The sequence below is a fragment of the Bradyrhizobium sp. CAR08 genome (assembly GCF_052871955.1).
In genome coordinates this window covers 1-16,295 of record NZ_JBIXJX010000001.1, presented here as the reverse complement: position 1 = coordinate 16,295, position 16,295 = coordinate 1, and the positions used below count along the sequence as shown (strand labels likewise).

Sequence of the window (16,295 nt, the reverse complement as noted above, 5' to 3'; positions counted from 1 at the left end):
AATGTCACTGTCCGATCGCATCGAGAAACTGGTACCAGCCGGCGACCATGCGCACGGCGGGCTCGCGCAACGGATAGAACGGGATGGCTTTCAATCGCCTCGCGTCGAGCAGCCCGACCTCTGGCGTCTCGCCGCGCACGAAAGCGGCGAGATAGCGGCCCATCAGGCTCGACATCGCCACGCCCGCGCCGTTGTAGCCCATCGAGAACAGCGTGCGGTCGTCGAGCCGGCCGATATGCGGCACGGAGTCCAACGTCATCCCGACCAGGCCCGACCATTTGTAGGCGAGCGGGACGTCGGCAAGGTCGGGAAAGATTCCGACCATCGCCTTGCGCAACGCGTCGAAAGCGGTTTCCGAATCCTGCTTGCCGAACGCGCCGCGGCCGCCAAAAATCACACGATTGTCGACCATGCGGAACCAGCGCATCATGCGCTTGGTCTCGGTGTAGGTGCGCCCGGTCGGCATCAGGCTTCCCGCGAGGTTGCGCGGCAGCCTGTCGGTCGCGATGATGGCGCTTCGGAACGGGATCAGCGTGCGCTGCATGTTCGTCGTCGCGCCGATGAGGTCGGAATAGCTGTTGGTGGCGATGATCGCCTGCTTTGCCCGCACTGCGCCTTGCGGCGTTTCAGCGACGATGCCGCTGTTGTCGCGGCGGAGCCTTACGACCGGCGACTCCTGGAAAATCGGGATGCCGCGGCGCGCCACGCCATCGGCAAGGCCGCGCAGATAATTCAGCGGATGGATGCCGCCGGAGCCGGGATTGAGCACGCCGCCGACGAAGATGTCGGAGCCAGTCTCGTCGCGCACTTGCCCCTTGTCGAGGATGCGGACCTCCGCATCCCCCATCTCGCGCTTCATCCAGTTGGCCTCGTCGATCGCGGCCTTCAGGGTCGTCTCGTTGTGAGCGGCCTTGACCTGGCCGGTGCGCGTCAACGCGGCACTGGTGATGCCAAATTCGGAGACCAGCTCCTCGACGATATCAGTGGATTCATGCGCGATCCCGTACATGCGCTGCGCCATGGCGCGGCCGTGCACGGCGTCGATCTCGCGGAACGAGAGGCGGAACTTTGCGGTGATCACGCCGCCATTGCGTCCACTCGCGCCCCAGCCCGGGCGGTTGGCCTCAAGTACGATCGGCGACAAACCGCTTTTGGCGATGTGGTGCGCAGCAGACAGGCCCGTGTAGCCCGCACCGATGATCACCACATCCGCCTGGTGCTCGCCTGACACGACCGGAAACTCGCGCGCCGGCTCGGCCGTGGCGGCCCACAGCGAGTTGGCCGACGGCAGCGCGTTCCAGTCCCGTGTCATGCCACCGCTCATGCCTTACGCCGCCGGCCCGATGGCCGCATCGGCAAGCGCCTTCAACGTCGGAAAATGGAAGTCCGGCTTGGTCAGCGTCTCCACGGCCGGTGTGCCTCCGAAACCGGCCATGCCCTGGCGGCGCTCGATCCAGCACACCTTGTAGCCGAGTTTCCGCGCAATCCCGATGTCGTGATACTGGCTCTGCGCGACGTGAAGGATATCGGACTGCTTGTAGCCGAAAGCGGACTGGCGGCCCTTGTTGTAGGCGAAAAACTCCGGATCGGGTTTCGCAACGCCAGTCTCGTCGGCGCAAACGGTATCGTCGAAGGGATTGCCGAGCGCGTGCGCGTAACAGGACAGCGCGACGCGGTCGGCATTGGTCATCGCGACCAGGCGGAATTTGGTTCTCAGGCGCTTCAGAGCCTCGACCGAGTCTGGGAACGGTCCCCAGCGCAGCACTGCGAGCTGGAACACGTCGCAGGAGGCGTCATCGGCCTGCAGCCCGAGTTCCTTGGCAAGATAGCGATAGACATGGAACATCACCTCGCTCGAACGCTCGTGGTGCTTGTCGCGACCGCGCTTGTAGGATTCGAAGATCTTGTCGTCGCTGAGCTCGGCCGGCGACTTGCCCGAGATCCGGCGCACCGCGGAGAGCACGCCGGTCTCGAAATCGATCAAGGTGCCGACGACGTCGAAGGTGAGAACCTTGAAATTGCTGAACGAGGCTGCTGACGACATTTTTGGCTTCTTCTCTCGGTTGGACAAGGCTTGGGTTCAGTCCCTCACCCTGGGCACGACGATGGTGTCCTCGGGGTGAAGGGTCACGGTAAGGCTGCCGCCCAGCGGCGGGATGCGGCTGTAGGCCTGGTGATAGCTCGCCTGGCGCAGGCTGAGCACGATGCCATCGGCGAGCGCCAGGAAGATGCGCAGGCTCTCGCCCTGATAGACGATGTCGGTGACCGTGCCGGTGAGCCGATTGCAGGCGGTGTCCGGCGCACCATCGTCGATCAGCAGTTTTTCGCTGTGCACGGCGAGCATCAGCGCGTCCCCGTCGGGAATGGCGCGGGCGCTGCGCAGAAGCACATTGCCGAGCGCAACGCCGGAGGCATCGACGCGTCGCACGGGAAGCATCGTGGCCTCGCCAATGAAACTCGCGACGAAGGAATCCGCGGGATGATCGTGCAGGCGCTCGGGCGCGTCGATCTGGATCAGCCTGCCGTCCTTCATCACGGCGACGCGGTCGCTCATGGTCAGCGCTTCGCGCTGATCGTGGGTGACGTAGATGATGGTGGCGCCGATGCGCTTGTGCAGCGCGCGCAGCTCGATCTGCATGGATTCGCGCAGTTGCTTGTCGAGCGCGGACAGCGGTTCGTCCATCAGGATCAGCCGCGGCTCGAAGATCATGGCGCGTGCGAGCGCCACGCGCTGGCGCTGGCCGCCGGAGAGTTGCGCGATACCGCGCTCTTCGTAGCCGGCAAGACCGACCATCGAAAGCGCCGCGCGCACCTTATCCGGCCAGGCCGCCTTCGGCAGCCGTCGCGCGCGCAAGGGAAAGGCAACATTCTCGCCGACGCTCATATGCGGGAACAGCGCGTAGTTCTGGAACACGACGCCGATGTCGCGCTTGTGCGGCGGCATCCAGGTGACGTCGCGGCCGCCGAACAAGATCGTTCCGCTCGATGGCAGGATGAAGCCGCCGAGGATGCCGAGCAATGTGGTCTTGCCGGACCCGGAGGGGCCGAGCAGCGAGACGAACTCGCCGGCGGCGACATTGAGGGACACGTCGTCGAGGGCACGAACGGCGCCATAGGCCTTGCTCGCGGATCTGATCTCGACGCTTTCCGCTCGTTTGTCCAACGATCGACCTCGCCATGTCCTGAGCCGGCGTGCTTCACTGCGCGCCATAAGCCTGCTTTATAGACAGGAATTTGAGCACTCCTGGACGAAGCGTGCACCGCACCAACATCTTCGCTCGCGGGCCCTGTCTTTTGGCTATGACGCCAATGACACCAGACTTGGCAAAACTCGGCAATTGCCAAATTCTCACCTGGGTCATAACATGGTGTTATGCCAGAGCTGCGCCGGATGCTGCCCTCAAGTAACGCCCTGTTCGTCTTCGACGCAGCGGCGCGCAACGGCAGCTTCACGGCGGCGGCCGCCGAACTGAACGTCACCCAGCCTGCGGTGAGCCGGATGCTGGGTCAGTTCGAGGACCATCTCGGCGTTCGCCTATTCGACCGCAAGGCGGGACGCGCGGTGCTCACTGAGGAAGGCGAACTCTTGTATCGCCGCGTGCTCGAAGGCTTTCGCAGCATCGAAAGCGGGCTGGTCGAGATCGAGCGGCGCCGGAAGGGCACCGAGACGGTGACACTGTCGGTCTCCTCCGCCTTCACCACGCATTGGCTGATGCCGCGCATCGACAAGCTGCAGAAGCAATTTCCTCAGGTCGATTTGCGCTTTCAGCTGATCTCCGGCGCGCTGCGCGGACCGGTGGAGAATGTCGACCTCGGCATGCGCTTCCGCGATCGCGAGGAGCCGTCATCCGGCGGCACGCTGGTGATGAAGGAGGTCATGCTGCCGATGTGCAGCCCTGCCTATCTCGGCGAAACCGATCCCGCCGAAGGCAACACCATCATTCGGCTCGCCGAGACGCCTGGCGACTGGGCCGCGGATTACGCATCGCTTCTCACCGGGCGCCGCGGTGTGGCCAAGGCGCTGAGCTTCACGGACTATGCCGTCGTGATGCAGGCCGCCCTGCTCGGCCAGGGCATCGCGCTCGGTTGGCTGACGGTCGCCTCGCACTGGCTGTTGACCGGCGCGCTGGTGCCGGCCTCCGACACGCTCACCACCACACGCCGCATCTGCGAATTCCTGCCACCGCGCAACCGGCCGATGCGTCCCATCGCCGCCGAGATCCGCGACTGGATCACCGCGCAGATGAAAAGCGAGATCGCCGCGATCGACCGGCTCTATCCGAAGCTCGGCGCGATGGCGGCTTGCTACTAGAGCGTTTTCGGGCGAAGTGGACCGGTTCACGTGAAGAAAACGCATCAAAACCGGAGTCTAGGCGGGTGTCAGCGCGGCACAGTAACGATCGGGCAGGTGATCGCCGATCCCTGCCGGCAGCAGCACCGTGAGCCTGCCGACGACATCCGTCCGCGTGTTCTCGGATACGCCGCTGAGGAGATTGCGGACCTGCTCACCAATTCCAGCATTCGCCATTGGCTCATCCGAACCAACATTCGTCGTGAGCTGGCTGGCGCTGAATTTGGCGCCGCGTGCACAGGCGAGATAACGGCCGACGTGATGAAAGCCAAGCCCGGGCGGAGGCACGGTCGGGACGATGTCGGTGCCGTGCACGAGACGATAGGTCGTCCTGCCGAACGTACCGTTGTAGAGGGCGACGAAATCGTCGCGGCCCACGCGCGGACAACCGTAAAGATAGATCTGCGCATCCGCGAGCTGGAGCTGCTCCCGCGCGAAGTCCGCCGTTGCCACCGCGATCGCGGCGCCGAGGCTGTGCCCAGTGATGAAGATCGGTGATTTGCGCGCCAGCGCTGCCGCCAGTGCGCTCTTCACGTCGTCCCACACGGCCGCCGCCGCATCGACGAACCCCTGGTGCACGGGCGCCTTCGGTCGGCCAAGCGTGAAATCGCTGACCCAGTTCAGGAGATGAAGCGGGTCGGTGCCGGCGAAGGCGACAATGGTTGCGTCACCCTTGCTCGCGATGATCCCGCGCGTGTCGGTCAGCGGCAGCGTCGAATGCGCCGGCTGGCTCAGCAACTTGACGCCGGACAGATCCCAAAAAGGAGAGACCCTGTTGATCGTGTCCGGCACATGGGTCTCGTAGGCGAGTTGCGACATCCACATCATCGCGCGAGCGATGTCGAGATCAAAGCCGGTTGATGTCTCGTTGAATTTTGCAAATGCCCGTCGGTCATATTGATCGGGAGGAAGTTCGACCAGAATGCTCACATCAAGCTCCTAAATGGCTTATTGCTGCAATGCGTCGATCGAAAACGGAATGACGCTACCTTCGCATATGGCTGGAATTTTGACAATCTGTGCGCGTGCCAGGGACGTATTCTGCCTTTGCGCCTAAGGGGACAAGGTTGAGACGAGGCACCTCTCCCTCCGCGTCATTGCGAGCGTAGCGAAGCAATCCAGAGTCCTTCCGCGGAGGAATTCTGGTTTGGTTCGCTGCGCTCGCAATGACGGTATGGATAACGTTTTGGCCTCTATCGATGCTCGATCGCGCGGATCGCGCCGCGGAGCTCGGCCAGGCCGCGGAGGCGGCCAATCGCGGTGTAGCCCGGATTGGTGCGCTTGGTGGCCGCGAGATCGTCGAGCATGCGATGGCCGTGATCGGGCCGGAACACAATTTTCTGGCCGGGCGAACGCCGCGCGTTCTCCTTCAGCAGCGCCTTCAGCACCGCGACCATGTCGACGTCACCGTCGAGATGATCGGACTCGTAGAAGGACAGGCCATCCGCCTCGCGCCTGGTCGCGCGCAGATGCGCAAAGGCGATGCGCGGGCCGAAGCGTTCGGCCATCGCGGGAAGATTGTTCTCGGCGCGCACGCCAAGCGACCCCGTGCACAGGCAGATACCATTGGCCTTTGACGGCACCGCATCGAACAACGCCTGATAGTCGTCGGCGCTGGACGCGATGCGCGGCAGGCCGAACAGCGGGCGCGGCGGGTCGTCCGGATGCAGCGTCAATGAGACCCCGAGCTGCTCGGCGACGGGGGTGACGCGGCCCAAAAACTCGGCGAGGTGCTGCCGCAGGATTTTTGGCGTGACGTCGCGATATGTTTCGAGCCGATCGCGGAATTGCGGGATGGTCATCGGCTCGGTGGTCGAGCCCGGCAGCGCGCTGGCGATGACCATGACGAGATAGTCGATATCGGCCTGGCTCATCTGCTCGAACAGTTTTTTCGCGCGGGCCTGCTGCTCGGGCGAGTATTCCTGGACGGCGGCGGGACGCTTCAGGATGTGCAGCTCGAAGGCCGCGAAACGGTCTTGGTCGAAGCGCATGGCGCGGGCGCCGTTCGGCAGCTCCCATTCGAGATCGGTGCGGCACCAATCCACGACGGGCATGAAGTTGTAGCAGATGATCTTGATGCCGGCCGCGGCAACCGCCTCCAGGCTGGCGATCCATGTCTCGATCGAGCGCGTCGCTTTAGCCCCGAGACGCTTGACGTCGTCGGGGATCGGAATCGATTCCACCACCGACCAGGTCAGCTGCGAGCGCCCGGGTTGGCCGCTCTCGATGAAGTTCTTGCGCTCCTCGACCGCCTTGCGTGTCCAGGCTTCGCCGATCGGCACCTGATGCAGCGCCGAGACGATGTCGCTCGCCCCGGCCTGCCTGACATCGTCGAGCGAGACCGGATCGTCCGGCCCGTACCAGCGCCATCCCTCGAGCATCATAAGAATTCTCCCCGATCAGTTCGCGGTCAGCACGACCTTGACGCTCTGCGAGCGGTCGAGCGCCAGCCGCAGCGCGTCCGGCGCGGTGGACAGCGGCCGCTCGGCGGTGACCAGCGACAGCACGTCGACGCTGCCGTCCGCGATCAGCTCCACCGCCGTCATGAACTCAAGCCCGAAGCGGAACGAGCCGCGCAGGTCGATCTCCTTGGCCATCACCGCATTGGCCGGCACCGGAATCTGGCCACCCGGCAAATTGCCGATCTGCACCACAACGCCGCCGCGCCTGACGATACCGATCGCACTGGCAAGGCCTGCAGCCGTGCCCGAGACTTCGAAAGCGACATCGTAGGGGCGCGAGGTGGCCTGCGCCTTCAGGCCTTCCTCGCCGGCTGCGACATTCTCGACGTGAGAGGCGCCGAGCCGGGTCGCAAAGGCCAGCGGCGCCGGCGCGATGTCGGCCACCGTGATGTCGGTCATGCCGGCGCGGCGCGCGGCGAGCATGGTCAGAAGCCCGATCGGACCGGCGCCGAAGATGATGCCGCGCTTGCCATCGATGTTGCCGGCACGCGCGACGGCGTGCAGGCAGACCGCGAGCGGTTCGGCGAGCGCCGCGGCCTGATAGGACACATGATCGGGAATCTTCACGCACTGTGCCGGGATCGCGTCGAAATAGTTGGCAAAGCCGCCCTGCATGTGCGGTGTCTTCGAGGCCGAGCCCATGAAGTAGATATTTTCGCAGAGGTTCTGCCGGCCTTGGCGGCAGGCGCCGCAATGGCCGCACCAGCGCGACGGGTTGACGGCAACGCGGTCGCCGACCTTCAGATTTGCCGCGGAGCCCGCGATCTCCACGACCTCGCCGGAGATTTCATGGCCGAGCACCAGCGGCGATTTCACGACGAAATCGCCGGTCCGGGCATGGCGGAAATAATGCATGTCCGAGCCGCAGATGCCGCCGGCGCCGAAACGGAGGCGCACCATGCCTTCAGCGAGCTTGTCGAGCGGATGCTCGACCATGCGCAGATCTTCGGGGCCAAACAGGGTTGCGGCGAGAGCAGTTGAGGTCATTTGGAAAGTCCCATGTATTTCGGTAGCCACAGGGTCAATTCGGGGATGTAGGTGATCGCGATCAGCGCAACCATCAGCGGCACCAGCCACGGCAGGATCGCCACCGTCGTGCGCTCGACCGAGAGCTTTGCGACGCGCGCGAGCACGAACAACACCATGCCGAGCGGCGGATGCAGCAGACCGATCATCAGGTTCAGCGTCATGATCAGACCGAAATGGATCGGGTCGATGCCGAGCTTGAGCACGATCGGCAACAGGATCGGCACCAGAATGGTGATCGCCGCCGTGGTGTCGATGAAGCAGCCGACGAACAGGATCAGGACGTTGGCGAGCGCCAGGAACACCCATTTGTTGTGGGTGATGCTGAGCATCCAGTCCGACAGCATCTGGGCTGCCTGCGACACCGTCAGCAGCCAGGCGAAGATCGAGGCTGCCGTGACGATGAACAGCACCGAAGCCGTGGTCTCGATGGTGTCGAAAGTCGCTTTCGCGACCGTTTTCATCGTCATGGTGCGGTAGCGTACCAGGCCGAGGAACAGCGACCAGATCACGGCGGCGACCGCGGCTTCCGTTGGGGTGAACCAGCCGAGCGTCATGCCGCCGATCAGGATCACCGGCGCCATCAGCGCCATCACCGCGGAGAAGTCGAAGTACCAGTCGATCGCGAGCAGCGCGAACAGGCCGAGACCAACTGCCCAATTGGTGGAGAGACCGGCGACCGTCAGAAGCCAGACAGCCATCGGGAAGCTCAATACGACGAGGATCTCGAGCCCCGCCGATCCCAATTGCGGCCAGGAGAACGGCGTATCGCTGCCCCATTTGTTCTTGTGCGCGAAGTAGGTGACGGTGGCCATCATCAGGAGCGTCAGCACGACGCCTGGAATGACGCCCCCCAGAAACAGCGCGCCGATCGAGACGTTAGCCATCATGCCGTAGATCACGAAAGGCAGCGACGGCGGGATGATCGGCCCGAGCGTGGCGGAGGCCGCGGTGACGCCCACGGAGAATTCCGTGGAGTAGCCGTGGTCCTTCATCGCCTTGATCTCGATGGTACCGAGACCGGCGGCATCCGCGATCGCGGTGCCAGACATGCCGGAGAAGATCACCGAGCCAATGATATTGACGTGGCCGAGGCCGCCGCGCATCCAGCCGACCAGCGCGACGGCGAATTTATAGATGCGCCCGGTGACGCCCGCGATGTTCATGAGATTGCCGGCCAGGATGAAGAACGGCACGGCGAGCAACGGAAAGCTCTCGACACCGGCGATCATGCGCTGCGCCAGCGTGACGTCGGGCGTCACGCCGCTGACCAGGATGTAGAGCAGCGACGACGCCGCCATGGCGATGGCCACGGGAACGCCGAGCAGCATGAGGATGAGGAAGCCTCCAAGCAACAGCAACATGGAATTACCCTTCAAAGCCGTCGTAGGCGCCGGGACGTTCGAGGATCGAGTAGCCCTGCCGCAAATGTTGTATGGCCACTTGCACCGAGCGGACGAACATCAGCACGAAGCCCGCCAGCACGGCGTAATAGACGTAGTCCTTGGGAAGATTGATGGTGGTCATGGATTCGTCGCCGATGATCTGGATGTAGACCCAGACCAGCTTGATGGCGTAACCGAAGAAGACGATCCGAATCAGATCGATCACTGTCGACAATGCGCGCGCCACAAGGTGCGGAAGATAGCGATAGAGCAGGTCGACTTGGATGTGCCGCGACAGCCGCACGCACATCGAGGAGCCGATGAAGACCACGCCGATCAGGCAGTAGGTCGCGATCTCCTCGGTCCAGGCGTAGCTGTCGTTGAGGACGTAACGGGTGAAGAACTGGAGGAAGACGGCGAGCGCCATCACCCAGAAGATCGCCAGCGCGACCCAGTCCTCGAAAGCGTAGATGCCGAGATCGACCTTGGGCGTCGCCTCTTCCTCGAAGGTGTGGGCGATCTCGTCCGCGGTGATCTGCCGGTGCGTTTCGGCCGTGGACATGGGTGTGCTCCTCAAACTGATCACGTCGTTCCGGGATGGTGCGTCAGCACCAGACCCGGAACCTCGAGATTTTCAGGTGCGCAATTGCACACCGTAGTTCGGTCCTGCGGACCGCCCCGGGATGGCGACTACGTCGTTACTTCACCGCCTGAATGCGTTCCCAGTCGGCCTTGCGGTAGCCGAAAGTCTCGAACGCGACGTTCTTCAGCACGGTGTCGCGGAACTCGCTCTTGTCGACCTCGGTGACGGTCAGGCCCTTCTCCTTGAAGAAGGCGACCAGCTTGGCCTCGTTCTGCTTGATCTCCGCGGTCGCCTTGGCGGCGGCCTCCTGCGCGACGTCGGTGAAGATCTTCTTGTCCTCGTCGCTGAGCTTCTTCCAGAGCGCACCGGCCACCACCGTGTTGAGATGGTCGACGATGTGGCCGGTCAGCACGATGTGCTTCTGCACCTCGTAGAACTTCTTGGCCTCGATCGTGGTGAGCGGATTCTCCTGGGCTTCGACGGTACCGTTCTGGAGCGCCAGATAGACCTCGGCGAACGCGATCGGCGCGGTGTTGGCGCCGCAGGCGCGCGGCATAGCGAGATAGGCGGGCACATCGGGCACGCGCATCTTCAGGCCCTTGAGGTCGGCACAGGTCTTGATCGGCTTGTTCGACGAGGTCTGGCGCACGCCGTAATAGGTCACCGCGACGATGTGGTGGCCGCTCTTGTCCTCATAACCCTTGGTGAGCTCCTTGAAGATGTCGCTCTTGGTGTAGGCCAGCAGATGATCGGCATCGCGGAAGGTGTAGGGATAATAGGTCACGCCGATCGGCGGAAAGCTCTTGGCGGCAAAGCTCGAGCCGGAGATGATGATGTCGACCGAGCCGAGCGAGAGGCCCTGGTTGATGTCGGACTCCTTGCCGAGCTGCGACGCCGGATAGACGTCGATCGCATAGCGCCCGTTGGTGCGTTTGCCGATCTCCTGCGCGGCCCAGACTGAAGCAGTGTGGAACGGCTCCGAGGTCTCGTAGACATGGGCCCATTTGAGCTTGGCCTGCGCCATGCCGGCGCCAGTCGTAGCAATCATCGCCGCGGCCGAGACCGCCAGCACCATTGTCATCTTTTTCAACACTGACTTTTCCTCCATTTTTCAAGTCTGCTTCTTTTAAATCTGCTTCATGTCCGCCCGCCCCCAACGCGGGTGCGGGCCGCACGATCTCATCTCGGTCGCGCGCTGCTGCTCGCAGCTCGCTTCTTCTTCGGCGCACGTTCCGGTTTTGTCGGTTTTGCCGTCGATCGCGCCGCGCGCCCGGAGGACAGTCCTGCCGCGCTCTCGGCGCCGAAGTTCTGCGCAAAGCGCTCCTGGGATCTCGCGAGATGATCGCGCATGGCTTCGCGCGCGGCCCCGGGATCATGCGCCGCGATCGCGTCGCGCACCGCGCGATGCTCGTCGAGTGCAGTGCGCCACGTGCCCGGGCTCTCGAAATAATGCGCAAGCTGCGCGAAATAGGGATTGAGGCGCTGGTCGAACAACTCGCCGACCACGCGCACCAGAACGGCATTGCCGAGGCTTCCGGCGATCGCGATGTGGAAGGCGCGGTCGTGGACCATCGAGGCTTCGCCGGGGTGTTCTACATTCTCCATCGCGACAAGGGATGCATCGATGCGGGCAACGTCGTCCTTCGTCGCCACGCGCGCGGCTTCCTCGGCGATGGCGCTTTCCAGGAACTCGCGGGCGCGCAGCAGCTCGAACGGGCCCTCGATGACGGAAGCAGGCGCGGTCGCCGCAACCGCCGCCGGCTCGATCACATAGATGCCGGAACCGACGCGGATGCGGAGGCGGCCCTCGACTTCGAGCGCGATCAGGGCTTCGCGCACTGTCGGCCTGGATATCTTGAGCTGCTCGGCGAGTTCGCGCTCGGTCGGCAAGCGGCTGCCGACCGCGTACTCACCGCTGTCGATCAGGCTTCGCAATTGATCGGCGACTTGGCGATAAAGCCGTCTCGCCTCCACAGCTTCCAGCGGCACGCTGGTCCTCCCGAAAGGGTCATGCCGGCAGCTCTCGCTGCCCGCGGCCCGCCAATTTTGGAAAATTGGTCTTACCAATTGACCGCAGCATTGACCGAGGACGGGCGCCATGTCAAGCAGCGGCCAAACAAGGGGAAAGACCACATGCGCCTTGGCCGCGCCAATCTCGACCGGCTGCCACCCGGCATCCGCCGCCCGGCCTACGACCGTTCGCGGGTCACGCCCGGCATCGTGCATCTCGGCCTTGGCGCGTTTCATCGTGCCCACCAGGCCGTCGTCATCGACGATTGTCTTGGCGCCGGCGCCACGTCATGGGGCATCGTCGGCGCGAGCTTGCGCAGCCCTGATACACGCGACGCCCTCGCCCCGCAGGATCATCTCTATACGGTTGCCGTCCGTGCAGCCAAAGGCACTGAACACCGCATCATCGGTGCGCTGCTCGACAGCATGGTCGCGCGCGAAAGCCCGGCACGATTGGTCGAGCGAATGGCCGATCCCGCCATTCGCATCGTCTCCCTCACCGTCACCGAGAAAGGCTATTGCCACACGCCCCAGACCGGCGATCTCGACGAACGGCATCCTGATGTCGTGCACGACCTCAACAATTTCGACGCGCCGCGCTCGGCTCCCGGCTTCATCGTCGCCGCGCTGGCGCGCCGGCGGGCGCTGGGCGCCCCACCCTTCACCGTGCTGAGTTGCGACAACCTCGCCGCCAACGGCCACACCGTGCAGCGGATCGTGACGCAATTCGCCGCGCTGCGCTCGAAAGATCTCGGCAAGTGGATCGCGGATGCGGCGGCCTTCCCCTCGACCATGGTCGACCGGATCGTGCCGGAGACGACGGACGGTGACCGCGATGCGGTTTCATCAGCGCTCGGTTTGCGCGATGCATGGCCTGTCATGACCGAGCCCTTCACGCAATGGGTGGTCGAGGATCGCTTTACGGCCGGCCGGCCCGATCTTGCCGCCGCGGGCGTCGAACTGGTGAACGACGTCAAGCCGTTCGAGCTGATGAAGCTGCGGCTGCTCAACGCCAGCCATTCGGCGCTGGCCTATCTCGGCTATCTCGCAGGCTACGAGACCATCGCCGACACCATGCTGGATTCGCATTTCGCGCGCCTCGCCGCACAGGTGATGGAAGAGGCCGCGGTGACATTGACGATGCCATCAGGCGCAGATCTGGCCGCCTATCGCGCCTCGCTGCTCAGGCGCTTCGCCAATCCGGCGCTGCATCACCGCACCTGGCAGATCGCGATGGACGGCTCGCAAAAGCTGCCGCAGCGCCTGCTCGGCGCGATGCAGGATCGTCTCGCCAGGAACCTGCCGATCGCGACGCATGCGCTCGCGGTGGCCGGCTGGATGCGCTACGTCAGCGGCCTTGACGAGAAGGGCCGCACCATCGACGTGCGCGATCCGCTCGCAGCCGAGTTCGCCGGCTTGGCGCGCGAGGCAGGTCCCGTCGCCGAACGATTGGCACCCGCGCTGCTCGGCGTCGGAAAAGTGTTCGGGCCCTTGGGCGCCGAGCCGCGCCTGCGCGAAGCCGTGACCGCTGCGCTCGGCCGGCTCTACAAGGATGGCGCGCGGCGTGCGGTGGAGATTCTGGTCTCGGCGTGACCACAAAACGGGCAGCGATGCTGCATTGCGGTCCAGATCGACGGAAAGTCGACGGAAGTCTTGCTTGATTTTTGCCTGTCATTGCCCCACCCGAGAGGCATGGCAAAGGACAGCAAGGTGATCGCCGCGAACGCAGCGTTCTACGCCGCCTTTTCGACCGGCGATTTCGACGAAATGGAGCGGATGTGGGCGGACGATGACGCCATTTCCTGCATTCATCCCGGCTGGCCGGCCATCATCGGCCGGGCCACGGTGATCGGAAGCTGGCGCGACATCCTGCAGAGTCCGGAGCGGCCGCAGATCCTTTGCGCGGAACCGCAGGCCATCGTCGATGGCGACAGCGCGCGCGTGCTCTGCATCGAGATCGTCGACGGCACGGCATTGGCTGCGGCCAACCATTTTCGGCGCGTCGGCGACGACTGGCGCCTGGTGCACCACCAGTCCAGCCCGATCGCGCAGATTGTCGAGCAAGCTGAGGACGATAGAGCGAGCCACCGCGTCCATTGAGGGCGCCCGGCCCGCAGGCACATTCTACTGTGCATGGGGTTGTTTTTTCAGTTTTTTTGTTTTGCCGCCTCACCCGAGCCCCGACAGATCATCCAGCACGACCCGCGCCTGGCTAAAATCGTCGTCCCGGAAGAACATGCTTCTGGTGATGAGCACGGGAATGTTCGCCCGCGAAGCTGCGGTCAGGCCGTTAGCGGAATCCTCGATCGCGACGCAGTCGGACGCGTTGAGCTTCAGCCGCGCCAGGGTCTCGACATAGACATCCGGCGCAGGCTTTTTATGCCGCACGTCATCTCCGGCGACAATCGCATCAAAATCCGCGGCCCAGCACTTTCCCAGGGCGCGCGACAGCAGCGCGTCGATGTTGGCGTGCGACGTGGTCGTCGCGATCGCGAGCCGCTGGCGGCGCGCCTTGGCAGCGACGAGGAGATCCGTCACCCCGGGCCGTAAGGGGCAGCAGCCGGTTTGGACCAGTTCGGCATAATGCGCGGTCTTGATGCGGTGGAGTTCCGCGATGTCCACATCCGATAATGGCGCGGCGATCCTCAGCCTTTCATGGTGGGCGCGAATGCGTTCCTTGCCGCCCGTGACCCGCAGCAGGTCCTTGTAGACGGCCCGATCCCATTGCCAATCGAGACCGTGGCGGGCGAAGGCATGGTTGAAGGCCTGCCGATGCAGCTCTTCGGTCTCAGCCAAGGTGCCGTCGACGTCGAAGATCAGCGCGGCGGCGCGGCGGACTAGCTCAGCCGCGTCAGATAGCATGATGGCTGGCGCTTCTGCCTGCATGATCGATGCGTCCCTCCGGTGAGCGACCATCGCCTGCACAGGCGGGCGAGACAAATTGCAATATCTTTTGCCGGACCCAAAAATCTCTTATGAGCGGAGGCGCGCTGCGGCGCGAACGGGAACTCCGACCTGCAAGGAAGATGTATGCTGCTCTTTATCCTTGGCCTCGGCTACAGTGCGCGGCACTTCGTCCGCCTGTTCGGTGGCCGCTTCTCGCATATCGCCGGCACGGTGCGCGATCCCGCGCAGCGGGGCGCTCTCGCCGGCGTCGAGGTGCATGCTTTCTCCGGCAGCAGTCCGGCACGCGAGACGATCGAACGCATGAGGGACGCGGATGTCCTTCTCGTTTCGATCCCGCCCGGCAGTGCCGGCGATCCCGCAATCGCGGCCTTCTCCGGCCTGCTGGCGGCGGGCGGCGACCGCAAGATCGTCTATTTGTCCACGATCGGCGTATATGGTGATCACGCCGGCGGCTGGGTCGACGAGAGCACGCCGCCGAAGGCGGACCTCGACCGGACGCGCATGCGGGTCGCGGCGGAACAGGCATGGACCGACACGACCGGTGGCGACGCCGCGATCCTGCGGCTTGCGGGTATCTATGGCCCCGGCCGTAACGCGCTGGTGACGCTGCGCGCTCGAACGGCGCGGCGCATCATCAAGCCGGGACAGGTGTTCAACCGCATCCACGTCGACGACATCGCGAGCGCGATCATGGCTGCGATTCATCACCCGAGCGGCGGCACGTGGAACGTCTGCGACGACGAGCCGGCGCCGCCGCAGGAGGTGATCGCTTACGCGGCGAAGCTGATGAATGTTGCACCGCCGCCGGAAGAGCCGTTCGAGACCGCCGAGATGTCGGCGATGGCCCGCAGCTTCTATGCGAGCAGCGCCCGCGTCTCGAACGCGAAAATGAAGTGCGAGCTCGGCGTCACGCTTGCTTATCCGACCTACCGCCACGCCCTGGATGCGTTGTGGCAAGCGGGGGAAGGAGGATCATGATCAAGCGTCAGCTCAACACGCCATACTTCTTGAACCAGGCCTGGGCCTGCTTCCAGGCATCTTCTGCTGCGTCCTTGCGATAGCTGCCGCGGTAGTCGGCATGGAAGCCATGCGGCGCTTCCGGATAGATCTTGAACTCGGCCGTCTTCTTGTTCTGCTCCAAGGCTGTCTTGAGCTGCTCGACCTGGGCGACGGGGATGCAGGTATCGGCGCCGCCATAGAGGCCGAGCACCGGTGCCTTCATCTCGGGCGCGAGCTGCATCGGGCTCTTCGGCCACGGCCGATTGGCTGGATCGACCGGCGGACCGTAGAAGGCGACGCCGGCCTTGAGGCTGCCCCTGTGAGCGGCATATTCCCAGACGGTGCGTCCGCCGCGGCAGAAGCCGATGATGCCGAGCTTACCGGTGTCGCCGCCTTGCGATCCCGCCCACGCCACTGTCTCGGAATACTGGATCGCCCGGTCAAGTGTTTAGACCGGAGACATAGCTGACGCCTGTTCGGACACATCACTGACAGTTTGGCTGCGCGTCAAGTCGATTGATCCGACCTGCCAACTGGCAAAGAAGATTCCGTAGCGGCCGTCGCGGTCGAGC

The 16,295-nt window shown here is 64.2% G+C and carries 15 protein-coding genes and 2 pseudogenes; 4 read left to right on the top strand and 13 right to left on the bottom strand.

Annotated features, from left to right (window positions below; all coding sequences use genetic code 11):
• Window positions 1-4: 4 nt before the first annotated feature.
• The 3 genes from ACIPUD_RS00085 to ACIPUD_RS00075 are packed head-to-tail and all read right to left on the bottom strand — an operon-like array spanning window position 5 to window position 3,163.
• Entirely contained in the window at window positions 5-1,312 is a 1,308-nt protein-coding gene (locus ACIPUD_RS00085; RefSeq protein WP_446479951.1) for an NAD(P)/FAD-dependent oxidoreductase, read from the bottom strand.
• Between the two features lie 15 nt (window positions 1,313-1,327).
• Window positions 1,328-2,044 (bottom strand): HAD family hydrolase, encoded by a 717-nt coding sequence (locus tag ACIPUD_RS00080; protein WP_018454007.1) that lies wholly within the window; start codon window positions 2,042-2,044, stop codon window positions 1,328-1,330.
• Window positions 2,045-2,080: 36 nt separating this feature from the next.
• Entirely contained in the window at window positions 2,081-3,163 is a 1,083-nt protein-coding gene (locus ACIPUD_RS00075) for an ABC transporter ATP-binding protein (protein WP_018454006.1), read from the bottom strand.
• A 210-nt stretch (window positions 3,164-3,373) separates the two neighbouring features.
• On the opposite strand from ACIPUD_RS00075, the gene ACIPUD_RS00070 reads away from it, so the two are divergent.
• The gene (locus ACIPUD_RS00070) at window positions 3,374-4,312 is read left to right on the top strand and encodes a LysR family transcriptional regulator (RefSeq protein WP_085361525.1); all 939 of its coding nucleotides are present in this window, start codon (window positions 3,374-3,376) and stop codon (window positions 4,310-4,312) included.
• 57 nt (window positions 4,313-4,369) lie between these two features.
• Here ACIPUD_RS00070 and ACIPUD_RS00065 read toward each other — a convergent pair whose 3' ends face one another.
• The 7 genes from ACIPUD_RS00065 to ACIPUD_RS00035 all read right to left on the bottom strand — a co-directional run bounded on the left by ACIPUD_RS00065 (window position 4,370) and on the right by ACIPUD_RS00035 (window position 11,796).
• Window positions 4,370-5,281: a lipase family protein gene (locus tag ACIPUD_RS00065; protein WP_085361526.1), complete on the bottom strand. Its 912-nt coding sequence runs from the start codon at window positions 5,279-5,281 to the stop codon at window positions 4,370-4,372.
• 263 nt (window positions 5,282-5,544) lie between these two features.
• On the bottom strand, window positions 5,545-6,735 hold the full coding sequence (gene uxuA / locus ACIPUD_RS00060; protein WP_085361527.1) for a mannonate dehydratase: 1,191 nt from the start codon (window positions 6,733-6,735) through the stop codon (window positions 5,545-5,547).
• A gap of 15 nt (window positions 6,736-6,750) precedes the next feature.
• Complete coding sequence (locus tag ACIPUD_RS00055) at window positions 6,751-7,800, bottom strand: L-idonate 5-dehydrogenase (RefSeq protein ID WP_085361528.1); 1,050 nt, start codon at window positions 7,798-7,800, stop codon at window positions 6,751-6,753.
• Window positions 7,797-9,203 carry a TRAP transporter large permease gene (locus ACIPUD_RS00050; RefSeq protein WP_085351941.1) on the bottom strand — a complete coding sequence of 469 codons (1,407 nt, stop codon included), beginning with the start codon at window positions 9,201-9,203 and terminating at the stop codon, window positions 7,797-7,799. Before ACIPUD_RS00050 ends, ACIPUD_RS00055 begins: the two co-directional genes overlap by 4 nt.
• A 4-nt stretch (window positions 9,204-9,207) precedes the next feature.
• Complete coding sequence (locus ACIPUD_RS00045; RefSeq protein WP_018454000.1) at window positions 9,208-9,786, bottom strand: TRAP transporter small permease; 579 nt, start codon at window positions 9,784-9,786, stop codon at window positions 9,208-9,210.
• Window positions 9,787-9,922: 136 nt separating this feature from the next.
• Window positions 9,923-10,882: a sialic acid TRAP transporter substrate-binding protein SiaP gene (locus ACIPUD_RS00040; RefSeq protein WP_162496399.1), complete on the bottom strand. Its 960-nt coding sequence runs from the start codon at window positions 10,880-10,882 to the stop codon at window positions 9,923-9,925.
• Between the two features lie 104 nt (window positions 10,883-10,986).
• Window positions 10,987-11,796, bottom strand: coding sequence for a FadR/GntR family transcriptional regulator (locus tag ACIPUD_RS00035; protein ID WP_085361530.1), 810 nt, complete (start codon window positions 11,794-11,796; stop codon window positions 10,987-10,989).
• 144 nt (window positions 11,797-11,940) lie between these two features.
• Between ACIPUD_RS00035 and ACIPUD_RS00030 the strand changes: the two genes are divergently transcribed.
• Together ACIPUD_RS00030 and ACIPUD_RS00025 are read left to right on the top strand one after the other, a co-directional pair.
• A complete protein-coding gene (locus tag ACIPUD_RS00030; protein ID WP_085361544.1) occupies window positions 11,941-13,410 on the top strand; it encodes a mannitol dehydrogenase family protein in 1,470 nt (489 codons plus the stop codon).
• Between the two features lie 99 nt (window positions 13,411-13,509).
• Window positions 13,510-13,917, top strand: a complete 408-nt coding sequence (locus ACIPUD_RS00025) for a nuclear transport factor 2 family protein (RefSeq protein WP_085361531.1) — start codon at window positions 13,510-13,512, stop codon at window positions 13,915-13,917.
• Between the two features lie 69 nt (window positions 13,918-13,986).
• Here the strand turns inward: ACIPUD_RS00025 and ACIPUD_RS00020 are convergent, their stop codons facing one another.
• Window positions 13,987-14,703 carry an HAD family hydrolase gene (locus ACIPUD_RS00020; RefSeq protein ID WP_085351942.1) on the bottom strand — a complete coding sequence of 239 codons (717 nt, stop codon included), beginning with the start codon at window positions 14,701-14,703 and terminating at the stop codon, window positions 13,987-13,989.
• A 144-nt stretch (window positions 14,704-14,847) separates the two neighbouring features.
• On the opposite strand from ACIPUD_RS00020, the gene ACIPUD_RS00015 reads away from it, so the two are divergent.
• The gene (locus ACIPUD_RS00015; protein ID WP_085351943.1) at window positions 14,848-15,702 is read left to right on the top strand and encodes an SDR family oxidoreductase; all 855 of its coding nucleotides are present in this window, start codon (window positions 14,848-14,850) and stop codon (window positions 15,700-15,702) included.
• Window positions 15,703-15,709: 7 nt separating this feature from the next.
• On the opposite strand, the pseudogene ACIPUD_RS00010 reads toward ACIPUD_RS00015, so the two are convergent.
• Together ACIPUD_RS00010 and ACIPUD_RS00005 are read right to left on the bottom strand one after the other, a co-directional pair.
• A pseudogene (locus tag ACIPUD_RS00010) lies at window positions 15,710-16,141 on the bottom strand (dienelactone hydrolase family protein); the annotation flags it as partial.
• A 30-nt stretch (window positions 16,142-16,171) separates the two neighbouring features.
• Window positions 16,172-16,295, bottom strand: a pseudogene (locus ACIPUD_RS00005) (IS481 family transposase); the annotation flags it as partial.

What these genes read in the sequence shown, in the direction of transcription:
- ACIPUD_RS00070 (WP_085361525.1), top strand. Translation starts at nt 3,374, where the DNA reads ATGCCAGAGCTGCGCCGGATGCTGCCCTCAAGTAACGCCCTGTTCGTC.
- ACIPUD_RS00015 (WP_085351943.1), top strand. Translation starts at nt 14,848, where the DNA reads ATGCTGCTCTTTATCCTTGGCCTCGGCTACAGTGCGCGGCACTTCGTC.
- ACIPUD_RS00085 (WP_446479951.1), bottom strand. Translation starts at nt 1,312, where the DNA reads ATGACACGGGACTGGAACGCGCTGCCGTCGGCCAACTCGCTGTGGGCC.
- ACIPUD_RS00080 (WP_018454007.1), bottom strand. Translation starts at nt 2,044, where the DNA reads ATGTCGTCAGCAGCCTCGTTCAGCAATTTCAAGGTTCTCACCTTCGAC.
- ACIPUD_RS00030 (WP_085361544.1), top strand. Translation starts at nt 11,941, where the DNA reads ATGCGCCTTGGCCGCGCCAATCTCGACCGGCTGCCACCCGGCATCCGC.
- uxuA (WP_085361527.1), bottom strand. Translation starts at nt 6,735, where the DNA reads ATGATGCTCGAGGGATGGCGCTGGTACGGGCCGGACGATCCGGTCTCG.
- ACIPUD_RS00050 (WP_085351941.1), bottom strand. Translation starts at nt 9,203, where the DNA reads ATGTTGCTGTTGCTTGGAGGCTTCCTCATCCTCATGCTGCTCGGCGTT.
- ACIPUD_RS00040 (WP_162496399.1), bottom strand. Translation starts at nt 10,882, where the DNA reads ATGGTGCTGGCGGTCTCGGCCGCGGCGATGATTGCTACGACTGGCGCC.
- ACIPUD_RS00055 (WP_085361528.1), bottom strand. Translation starts at nt 7,800, where the DNA reads ATGACCTCAACTGCTCTCGCCGCAACCCTGTTTGGCCCCGAAGATCTG.
- ACIPUD_RS00045 (WP_018454000.1), bottom strand. Translation starts at nt 9,786, where the DNA reads ATGTCCACGGCCGAAACGCACCGGCAGATCACCGCGGACGAGATCGCC.
- ACIPUD_RS00025 (WP_085361531.1), top strand. Translation starts at nt 13,510, where the DNA reads ATGGCAAAGGACAGCAAGGTGATCGCCGCGAACGCAGCGTTCTACGCC.
- ACIPUD_RS00020 (WP_085351942.1), bottom strand. Translation starts at nt 14,703, where the DNA reads ATGCAGGCAGAAGCGCCAGCCATCATGCTATCTGACGCGGCTGAGCTA.